The following is a 10,196-nucleotide window of genomic DNA, read 5'->3' on the forward strand; positions in this document are numbered from 1 at the left end:
AGCGGCAGGTCGAGCACCTTCGCAACATGCCGCGGTGGGGATGACCGCTGAGTCGAGTGCCGCCGCTGAGATCTCGCGGGCAGCAGCTGTCTTGCCCGCAGATGAAAGTGCGGGCCATGGGTACCATGGTTAAGCGGGTGACCCTATGCGAGGTCCCCTACCAGCAGGTCGAGGGTGGCCTCTTCGTGGAGCGCGACGCCGAGTGCGGTCATGGCTGAGGCGAGGCTTGGGTCCCAGTCTGCGTCGACCGGAGAGCCGTCAAGGATGAGTTGAGGGACGCCCTCTGCTTGGTTGTCAGCTGCGAGGCGCTCGTAGTCATCGGCGTCCATGCGCCACGGCTGTGCTTTGTAGCGGCGGATGACCCGATTGGCCAGCGCGATGCCAGGCCAGTCGAAGTCGCCGTGGTAGACGAAACTGCAGCCGTTGGCAGCGAGGGCGTCGAGGAGTGTGAGGACGACCGTGGCGGCGCTGCCGGAGGTGCAAACCAGGGGCTTGGTACACGCGGCGTCGGCTGCGGCTTCCACCACGCGTGGATTCTCGCAGATGTGGATCACGGTTCCTGCGGGCAGCTGCAGACGCATGTCGAGCAGATCGCGCGGTGTCAGGTGGGTCTCGGCGTGATGGGCGGCCCGCTCTCGCAGTGCGCTCTCCCGCCAGCTATCGCCGGTGGGCCGTAGACCGTAGGTCAGCACGGTGCTTGAGACTTCGTCCGGTGTGATGGAGACCAGCCGCCACACGGCACGGCGGCCAGCCGCGTTGCTGGGGAGCTCGATGTCATGGGCTAGGGCGATGCCGCGTTGGACGATGCGAGCTAGCCAGGTGCCGTCGTCGAGACCGTGTGCCGAACCGGTTGCCGTCGCGGCGAGCTCTCCTCGACCTTGTGTGCCGGTGCGTTCCGGATCGAGTAGCACGGTGAGGATCTGGACCGCCTGCTGCAGCGTCCGCACTGCCGCTTCGGGCGCGACTCCTCTAGGAATCCCGGTGCGGCGCAGTATGTCGGTCCACGCCTGGGTCCACCTCTGCCCGGCGAGCGGAGAGGCATCGAGACAGGATGCGAGCGATGACCACACGTGCCGGCGCTGTGCGGCGCTGTCGTCACGGGCCGCGCGGCGGTCGTTCAGCGGAGGACCGAGCTCCTCCAGGACCTCCCTGAGTCCGAGTCCTGCGGCTGAGGTGCGCAGCCGTTCGTCGAGCGCGTCGAGGCGCACTGTTACGGCTGGGCCGGTGAGGGGCTTGCCCAGCAGGAGTGACAGGTCGTTTCGTTCCTGGGTGCTCATCGCGGTCAGCCGGAGGGAGCCGGTGGACTGCACGCCGTTGCCTTCCAGACGTTTGCGTACCGCGTCCCAGAGCCGGGCGAGGCCGGGGCCTGCGAGCCAGTCGTGTGTGGCGGTCGGAAGCCCGCTCATACCGATGCCAGACGCCGGTGGCGGCCATTCCAGGTGTAGTGCAAGGTGGCGACCCCGCGCACATGTGGGTCGCGCAGGCACTCGTAGATGTGTAGGGACGGGACCTCAGCCCAGTTGCCCATCAATCGCTCGCTTGTGAGGACGAAGTCGAGATCGAGGTCGACGAGGATGCGGCCCAGACGCCCATGGGTAGGTTCGTCGACCTTGGCGAAGGCATCGTCCAGAAGAATCAGCCGCGGCGCGTGCGGTGCTGATTCGGCGAGGCTGGTGAAGTGGGCCGCGGCAGCTGCGAAGAGCACGAGGTAAGAGAGAACGCGCTGTTCTCCCTGGCTGAGTCCGGTGCGTCCGGTCAGTTTCCTCTTACGGCCGGGGGAAGCGTCGTCGACCACGTACGTGTGAAAGCGGAACCATGCTCGGTAGTCCAGTGCGGTCCGCAGGTGAGCCGTGTAGCCGGCCGAAGGGTCGGCTCGGCGGGCGTCTTCGATACGGCGTTGCAGCACCTCGCGCAGCTGCTCGGTCTGCTCACGCGTTCGGAGGCCCGATGGGCTGCGTAGCAGCTCCACGGCTGCCCGCACGTCGGCGTCCACGTCGTCGTCGAGCTTCCACATCAGCTCCACTCCGAGACCGTGCGAGGTCCGTATGGTCTTCAGGGTGTCGTTGAGAGCCGCGACCAGATTGGCCGCGGTAATGACCTGCACCGAGAGGTGATCGCCGAGCTCGCCCGTAAGGAAGCGTTGAAACACCTCGCGTTCGCGCTCGGTGAGCCTTCCCCGGTCCTCTGCGGTCTGGACGGCGATGCGCTCGCCTACAACCGCGACATCGTGGGAACCGTGGTCGTCGAGCAGGCGGCAGACCTTGATGCCGTCATGTTCCTCGAGCTGCGCGTCGTATCCGCCCGCCAGTTGGTCGCGCAGCTCCGTGTGCCGGTTGAGTAGGGCGCTGTCCGACACCTCTCCCCTCGAACGGCCGAGGGCCTGTTCCACTGCGTCGGCCAGTGAGCGCAGTGCGCGCAGACGTTCGCGCACGTCGGAACCGGGATTGTCCGAGACGTGATCGGGCAGAGCGGACCGTTCGAGGCCCGACCCGTTGATGACTTCCGGACGGTCGAGAGCCTCGCGGAAGGCGCGGCCAGTGTCGATGACTGTCGTCTCCTGGTCCGCCAGCTCCGCGCGCAGGCGCTTTTCGTCCTCTTCCGCACGCACGCGCCGATCGCGCAGTTCGCCGTGGGTGCGCTCTGCCGCTGGGATGGCGCCGGCAGTGTTCGTGACACGTTGTTGGGCGTCCTGCTCGCGGGCGAGGATCTCTTCCTCGGACGATCCGACGGCCGCCTCGCGGGTCCGCAGATCCTCTTGCGCGGTGCGCAGTTGGTGGAGGCGAAGCCGGTAGTTTCCTTCCGCCTCCAGGCGTCCCTCATGGGCGCGCTCGTAGCGTCCGTCGTCCGCCTGACTTCCGCCGAGTCGGCCGGCCGTGGCGTTGACCGCTCTGCGCAGGTGAGCGATACCGCTGAGCAAGGTCCCCAGGGCGGTGCGTACGCGGTCCAGAGCAGCGCTGTCGGTGGGCAGGTCATGGGCGGTGGCGGTGGCGTCCGCCGCGGTGCGTGCCGAGACGGCGCGAGCGCGGGCCTCCTCGGCCAGCCGTGCCGCACGTGTCGCTTTGGCGGTCAGGTCCCGCAACGCCTTCTCGGCCGACGTGGTCCTGCTCCAGGCGTCGGAGAGCTGCCGGGCTAGGGGAAAGTCCTGTTCCGCGAGCGTGATGGACCGCCGCCTGGAATCGGCGGCGGCGAGTTCGGTGCGGGCGTCGGTCAGTCGCTGCTCCGTCTGCGTGAGCTGGGCTGCCAGTTCGGCGAGGGCGCGCCGCCGGGTCTCGGCGCGTACGGAGGACCCCACGTACTCGGCGACGCTCTTGTGGTGCCTGCCGCGCAGGGTCCCCAGCCGCCAGCTTCCGTCGAAGTGGACCGCGCTGGCAGTGGTGGCCTCCGTGGCCGGCGCGAGGGCGATGGCGGCCAGCAGGGCCACCACCTGCTCGGACGTGACGCCGCCCTCCGGCTGCGGGGCCGGGCGCAGAGCCGAGGCAAGACTCTGCGCTGCTGGCAGTAGTTCAGGGCCTGGTTGGAGAAGCGTGTCCCGGGTGAGGGGGTCGAGGAGGACCCCTTCCACGCTGACCCAGGCGTCGAGGATTCCGCTTGCCTCCAGCGCCGCCTCCAGGCCGGCCCGGTCGGCGGAGGTCATGTGCTCAGCGAAGTCCACCAGCCGGTAGAAGGGTGCTCCATCTGCGGGGTTCCTTGCTGCGGTGCGGTGGTAGGGGGCGGGCGGCTCGGGGTCGGTACGCCGTTCCCAGTCGTGCTTTTTCTGTGACAGGCGGTTGATGTCCTCGTCGAGCCGGCTGGCGCCAAGCGCCAGCGCGTCGCGCTGCCGGGTCAGGCCGTCGGCGTACGGTTCCAGGGCCGCGTGAGCCGACTGCCGCGCGAGGGTGTCGCTATCGGGTGGCAGCGTGCGCTCCGAGAACGGCGCATCGTAGGAGGTCTCACTGGCCACTTCAGAGAGGACGGCATCCAACGGCGGACAGCCGGGCCCCGCTGCGGTCCGTGTGCTCTCCACCCACGCGGCGACCTCTTGGGCGTAAGCACGGCTCTCCTCGGCGACGTTCTCGCGGCTCTCTTCGAGGCGCCCGGCGGCCTCCTCCGCCTCGCCCTCCTGCCGTTCCCGCTCCGAGTCGGCCTGCGCGGCCCTGGCCCGGGCCTCTTCGGCCTGTGAGGAGAGGCGGGCCACTTCCTGGACCATGCGTGTCCGGTTCCGTACGACCGTTTCGGCGTTCTCCAGTTGCCCCTGCCAGGATCCCAGCCCTGCATCTGTCGTGGCCGTGTCCACCCGCACCACTGGCCGGTGTCCTATGGTCTGCGGTTCCCCGTCCGGGGCGCTCAGCTCCGTCTGCGTTGCCTGGGAGCGGACCGTGTGTGGCAGAGCCACCGCGTCGCCGAGATGTCCGGCGGGGAGTCCTGCCTTCTCCGCCTGGGTCAGTAGCTCCCGGTGTTCCGCCCTCAGCTCGGTGAGCCGGCTCCCCAGGTCTTCGACGCCCTCAGCCAGCCGTTCCGCCGCGCCCTCTTCCGCCCCGTGCGCGTTGTGCAGGGCGGTGAAGGCGGTCATGGCCGTGGTGTGCAGGGCCTCCACCGTGCTGCGGCGTTCCGACAGCTCGCGCAGGCTGCGGTAGGCGTGACTGGCGTGCAGAGCGGCAAGCTCCGTGCGGGCAGTCTGTTCCCCCTCCCGGAGAGTTTCCAGCCCGGCTTCCGACTCCTCTTCCCGCCTCTTCAGGTCACTCGTTCGCTGCGCTGCGTCTCCGGCCGTTCGGCGATGTTGGGAGAGGACATCCAGTTCGCTGCTCACCTTGCGGGCCGATGTGCGCAGGACTCCGGCGAGGTAGCGGCGGTAGTCGGCGAGGAACGTACGTAGCGCCGTGTCGGTCCGTTCCAGGCGGCCGAGTTCGTCTCGTACTGCATCCAGATCGTGGAGGTTACGCGCCACCTTCTCGACCACCTCATCGTCGAGCCCAGGCAGAGTCTCGCTCAGCAGGGTGGCCAGGCCCCCGTGCTCGATGCGATCCCCGACCGTGGGACGTCGCAGTCGGTGGAGGAGCTGGGTCAGGTTTCGGTAGCGCGTCGCGTCAGTGATCCCGAAGAGGTCCCGCGCCACACGGGCACGGTGGCCGACCGCCCGGTCCGTCGCGTTGTCGGAGCCCACGATCTCCTTGAGCCGGTCGACGGGGAGCGGCTTGCCCGCTTCGACCAGGCGCAGGCCTTCACCGACCCGCAGCGGGGTGACGAAGAAGGTCGGCAACGCCTTCTGCGTCGACTTCGAAGCGCGGACGGCTGCGCCGAGCGTCAGATAACGGTGGTCACCGTCCTCGTCCGTACCCCGGAACTCGACCCACAGGTAGCCGAGACGGTTGGTTTGCGCGAACCCGTCCAGCATCAGCCACGCGAGCGTCGTCCGCCCGGTACCGGTTGCATCCAGCGCTCGGGAGTCCCCGTCCAGCAGGTACGGGAGCAGCATTTCCAGAGCCTTGGACTTCCCGGCGCCGTTCTTGCCGCGCAGCAGCAGCCGCCCCTCACCGAAGGCGAACTCCTGCTCGTCGTACTGCCAGACGTTTTGGATGCCAGCCCGGTGCAGCCGGAAGCGTGTTCCTGCTGTCATTGTCGACGGGCTGGATCGGGGCAGCGGGATGAGGCCACGCGCGTCGGCTGTCATAGCGGCAACTCCTGCTGTGTGATTGCGTCTTTGCGGACCGAGCTCGTCGTAGGCATGGTGACGCGGGTGGCGTACCGGGCTGCCGCGGCGAGCAGCACCCAATCCCCGCCACGGGGCCGGGCTTCGCCGACGTTCGTCACCTGGCGGCCTACTGGAAGCTCTTCGGCGTACCCCTCGGGCAGCCCTTCTCCCTCGGCACGCTGGGGGCCGGCCGGGGCCAGCAGCCGCATGCGGGACAGCAGGTCCAGAGCGGCTTCCCGTAGAGCATGGAGATCTTCCAGGTAGCCGCGCTGCCAGTTGCTGCGTTCGCCGTACTCCGCGACCAGTTCAGCCAGCACTTCATCCACCAGGCCGTCCGGAACGGCCACTCCGACCACAAGAAAGCCGCCGGTCGCCGGATGCCCAGGATCGGATGGACGCAGCCGTTCGACGAGCCGTTCCACCAGCAGCAGTGCGGCCTGGGCAACGGTCCCCGTCCCTGGAAAGCGGAGATCGGTCAGCTCTTCCTCGGGGTCGACCAGAGCCACTCCCTCGGCGCGGATCTCCGTCTCCAGGCCGAGGAGCTCGACGAACGCCTGAGCCTCGCGGCGCTGGCGGGTGCGAAGCCAGTCGCGTTCAGGGTCAGTCAGTTCGTCGAGATGCACCACAGGCGTCTCGACAAGCATCCGGCGCACATAGGTACGAGGCCCACCGAAGCCCGGGTCTGCCGCCCGCCGGACCAGATCAGCACCGTCCCGGGACTGCGCCAGCGGGCCCGCGACGACGACGCGAGCAAGCTCGCGATCCACCGTGATCAAAGCCTCCCCACCGCCTTCCGCCGTGATGGCACCCACGTGGCCATGCGTCTCGATCAAAACGCCCCATTCGACCAGCTGGCGCAGAGCCGCGACCAAGGTGCGCTTTCCGGCTGCCCGTCCCGTCTCTTCCAGCTCGACATCAGCGTCGGCCGCGGCGGCCCGGACATCGGCTACCAGCTGCGACAGCAGCATCTGCTCGGGCGCGGTCACCAGCACCGACAGAGCGAGCGCGAGACAGGCGTAAGTGTGCGGACTGAAGGGAGTGCCGGTGGACCGCACAAACTGATGGCCCGCCCCCGCCCCCAGCCCAGCCTTGAACAAACGGGCATAGGAGCTGTCAACCAAGAGGCGATAGCCGAGCACCTGCTGGAACCGCTTAGCCAGCCAGTCGGCATGCCTGCGGACCAGCGGAAAGAGATCGGCGTGCGGACCGTCCGACGTGACCAGCGGATGGGCCAGCAACAACCGGGCGGCGGAACGGCGCTCGGCCGACAGAGCCACATCGTGGGCGGACGGAAGGGTCACGACACGCTCACCGCCGCCCCACCGTCGGCTGTGGCGGAGGTCCGGCCGATGAGCAGCTCCAGGTCGTCCAGGAGCAGGTCCCCGTCCGCCGAGTGGAGAAGTGTCCGGGTGCCTGCCGTCCGGTGCACAGTGATCCGGATGCCCAGATCGGCGTCCTCGCTCCATGCCGCGTCCAGGCCGAACGCCGACCCCCCATCCCCGCCGGCACGCCGACTGAGCTGAGCATTCCCCAGGGCCGTGGCCAACAGTTCCAGGAGCAGGCTCAGCGCGGCCGAGGTGAGCCGTACATCGTCGAAACGGCCCGAAGCACTACGCAGCTCGTCCGCCGCTGCCCTTCTTGCGGCCACCCGAGCACGTGCAGCCTCCCTGAGCCGCTCCTTCTGCTCGGAATGGTCCTCCACCGAAGCCGCCCGGCCCCGCTGCGCGCGACTGCCCCTCTCACGCAGTGCGACCGGGACCTCGACCACCGGACCGGTCCACCAGCTGGTGTAGGCCGGGACCATTTCGTCGGTAGCAGGCGGTATGCCCAGATGCCGGGCGCCGTACAGCCCGAAGGCGGCGACCGCGATGTCGTGCGCGTCCTGCGGTGCCGCCTCATCGAACCACCGGGCCAGCCGAAGAAGATCCCGGCGGCGTGACATCTCCCCGGTGGCCGAGCGAAGCATCCGCTTTGCGTTAGCCAGCAACGACTGGAGCGCCCGAAGGGTCGCGTCCCGTAGCTGATCGACCTGACTGCCCTGGCCATCAGTGTCGCTGAACCAGCCGCGCAGCCCTTCCCAGTCCGCGAGCTCACGCCCACGGCTGCGCTGCACCCGTGCCTCCGAGCGGCCCTCCCTCTGCGTGGGGAGCCCGGCGAGGCCCTGGGCGTGTGCGTCCAGCCGGTCCAGCAGGGCAGGAAGGTGTGGCCACAGCATGTCCAGCGCCGCAGAAATCCGGGGGGCGCGGAAGGCCACATCCTCCGTAATCGCCTCGACGTAGTCCAGGAGCAGTTCCTTGAAGCCCTGGTACTCGGCACTGTCAAGGTCGTACCGGGCGAGCACCTGGCCGAGGTAGGCATAGAAGTCCCGGACAGAGTCCGCGAACTCCGCGAACTGCACGAACACCGTGCTGACCCGCTCCAGCCCGTCCTGCGGCGTGATACCTCCCGGCCCGGCCACCAACTCGGCGAGCTCCCAGAGACCACGCTCGACCAGGGCCAGCAGCTCGTTGCTCACCTCACGGGCGGCATCTGCCTCAGCCAGCACCCCATCGGCGTCCCGCTGAATCCGCTCGCCCAACCTCGACAGCTGGTAACGCGCTCGGGAACGCTGGTACTCGGTGATGCTGGATGCCTTAACGGTGTGGCTGCCGCGCAAGAGATTGCCCCACCGCTCCAGCTGTTCCAGCCGGACCGTGAGCGTGTCGGCATCGAGCCCAGAACCTGGGCCGCCGGACTCGTGCAGCTTCGCCATGACATCTGGGACGGCCAGGTCCGCAAGGAGCGTGCCGCAGAAAACCCGCATGATCGCGATATGCTCCAGCCGCTCCGGCGCGCTCAGGTAGGCATACGCGTCCAGCCGCCTGCGCGTCGCCTCTGCGTCGAAATCCGGTGTACGGGATGCGGGTACCTCCATGTCTGTGAGGTTACGTGGAGCATTCAGGTGTTGTTGGGGTGTGGCTGGAAATGCTCCTGCCTGATCAGGGACCCTGCCAACCGGAAAGCCTGCAGCATCTGCGGTGAGTCACGCATGGTCAACTTCCGCACCGCGGACGGGCCGATCTGCCCGAACTGCCGTCCCCTGCCCACCTGCTCTGCTCGATCTGCGGCCGAACCGCGCCCTGCACACTCTCAAAACCCACCGGCCTGCCCCGCTTCGGAGGCTGTGACAGACTCCAAGCTCACTGCACCGCTTGCGGGCGGCTTCGGGCCGAGCACAGCCGGGACATTCGCGGCCCGCGCGCCGACCCGTCCCGTGAGCGCGCCGAGCGCCTGGCCGTGTCCGAGCGTCTCGACTCGCATGTCTCAGCCGCTCACAACCTTCTGGGCCGTAGCGAAGTCTGATGGGGAACTACGGTCGTCGAAGGAAGGATGCCGGTGGACGAGATCCTGGTAAAGGCAGTGAAGTGGGCAGGCCGCGGGGTGGCACTCGCCCTCGACTGCATCAATCTGCGCGCTGGCTTCGAGCAGTTCCGACGCGACGTTCGAAAGAGCCGTCGCTAGCGTCCAGCGCGTAAGGCATGGTCAGCCACCTTCAGAGGCGGCGTCGCGGTCAGCGCTCCGGACTCCCTGCTTCTGCGAGCGCTCATCGCCACGACGCACAAGGTCCTGAACGGCCACAACCATGCCCCTGCCAACAAACACGAGGCCGAGAAGCCAGATGGTGAGGGCGACCCTCCGCCATAGGCCGTGAAACCTGAAGCCGTCGATAATCCCAAAGATCACAACACCGCCAACCAGCAGGTTCCCAAGCACACGCAGTGCGGGATGCGGTCTCCGGCGGAACACAACCTCAAACCAGGTCTTTTGCACTGTCCCCAGCCCCTCGCTCACCCCGGGACGCCCCAGGTGACAACGGGCGAACTATAGAGGCACCAGCTGATCACCGAGCGAACCCTGAGCGATCGAACACCGAGGCCCTGTCCGCATGGACGGGGCCTTTCGCATGTCCCGAAGGAGGGCACCTCGTGAGTGCTCAGTCTCAGAAGATCATCGCCATCGCCCGCGCCGAGAAGGGTTGCCACGAAGGCCGCTCGGGCGGTGACTGGAACAACGATCAGAAATACAGCGACGAGACCCCGGGCCTTGAGCGGTCCGACAAGATGGCCTGCTGCGCGACCTGCATTGCCTGGTGCGCGATGAAGGCCGGGGTCGCCTCGCTCTACCCGCGCACCGCTTCATGCCCTGCCGGGGTCGCCTGGTTCAGGAAGCGGGAGCAGTTCGGCTACACGCCGAAGGCCGGCGCTCAGGTGGGCGCGCCTGGGATGTGACGAGGTCCGGGCTCCAGGGCTGACCTACCCCGGAACGCAAAAAGGCCCTCAGATCTTGGGTTCTAGGGATCGTCGCAACACCCCAGTTCAAGGGGTGCGATGGATTTCGAGATCCCAGGGAGCCGGAAGCCGCAGGGGCCGAGGAAGCTGTCGGCTGAGCGGGCTGCATACTCCCAGCTCATGCAGCAGGGCCTGAGCAACAAGGAAGCGTGCCGGATCGTCGGGATCAACCCGAAGACCGGCCGACGCTGGCGCAACGG

At 68.1% G+C, this 10,196-nt stretch carries 8 protein-coding genes; 3 read left to right on the forward strand and 5 right to left on the reverse strand.

Annotation, left to right across the window (positions count from 1 at the left end; all coding sequences use genetic code 11):
* Positions 1-143: 143 nt before the first annotated feature.
* From ACFYY2_RS34415 to ACFYY2_RS34430, 4 genes are read right to left on the reverse strand one after another with little or no spacing between them, the layout of a single operon-like run.
* Positions 144-1,406 (reverse strand): TIGR02679 family protein, encoded by a 1,263-nt coding sequence (locus tag ACFYY2_RS34415; protein ID WP_388750596.1) that lies wholly within the window; start codon positions 1,404-1,406, stop codon positions 144-146.
* The gene (locus tag ACFYY2_RS34420) at positions 1,403-5,593 is read right to left on the reverse strand and encodes a TIGR02680 family protein (RefSeq protein WP_388750598.1); all 4,191 of its coding nucleotides are present in this window, start codon (positions 5,591-5,593) and stop codon (positions 1,403-1,405) included. Before ACFYY2_RS34420 ends, ACFYY2_RS34415 begins: the two co-directional genes overlap by 4 nt.
* A gap of 50 nt (positions 5,594-5,643) precedes the next feature.
* The gene (locus tag ACFYY2_RS34425) at positions 5,644-6,969 is read right to left on the reverse strand and encodes a TIGR02678 family protein (protein WP_388750600.1); all 1,326 of its coding nucleotides are present in this window, start codon (positions 6,967-6,969) and stop codon (positions 5,644-5,646) included.
* On the reverse strand, positions 6,966-8,582 hold the full coding sequence (locus ACFYY2_RS34430; RefSeq protein ID WP_388750603.1) for a TIGR02677 family protein: 1,617 nt from the start codon (positions 8,580-8,582) through the stop codon (positions 6,966-6,968). The genes ACFYY2_RS34425 and ACFYY2_RS34430 overlap by 4 nt, the downstream gene beginning before the upstream one ends.
* A gap of 461 nt (positions 8,583-9,043) precedes the next feature.
* Between ACFYY2_RS34430 and ACFYY2_RS34435 the strand changes: the two genes are divergently transcribed.
* On the forward strand, positions 9,044-9,169 hold the full coding sequence (locus ACFYY2_RS34435; RefSeq protein ID WP_388750623.1) for a hypothetical protein: 126 nt from the start codon (positions 9,044-9,046) through the stop codon (positions 9,167-9,169).
* A 21-nt stretch (positions 9,170-9,190) separates the two neighbouring features.
* Here ACFYY2_RS34435 and ACFYY2_RS34440 read toward each other — a convergent pair whose 3' ends face one another.
* Complete coding sequence (locus tag ACFYY2_RS34440; protein WP_388750606.1) at positions 9,191-9,499, reverse strand: hypothetical protein; 309 nt, start codon at positions 9,497-9,499, stop codon at positions 9,191-9,193.
* Positions 9,500-9,633: 134 nt separating this feature from the next.
* On the opposite strand from ACFYY2_RS34440, the gene ACFYY2_RS34445 reads away from it, so the two are divergent.
* Positions 9,634-9,936 (forward strand): hypothetical protein, encoded by a 303-nt coding sequence (locus ACFYY2_RS34445; RefSeq protein WP_388750608.1) that lies wholly within the window; start codon positions 9,634-9,636, stop codon positions 9,934-9,936.
* A 99-nt stretch (positions 9,937-10,035) separates the two neighbouring features.
* Positions 10,036-10,196 (forward strand): helix-turn-helix domain-containing protein (locus tag ACFYY2_RS34450; protein WP_388750618.1); only part of this gene is annotated, 161 nt, incomplete at its 3' end.

It is taken from the genome of Streptomyces sp. NPDC001822, from assembly GCF_042892135.1.
Taxonomy (GTDB): domain Bacteria; phylum Actinomycetota; class Actinomycetes; order Streptomycetales; family Streptomycetaceae; genus Streptomyces.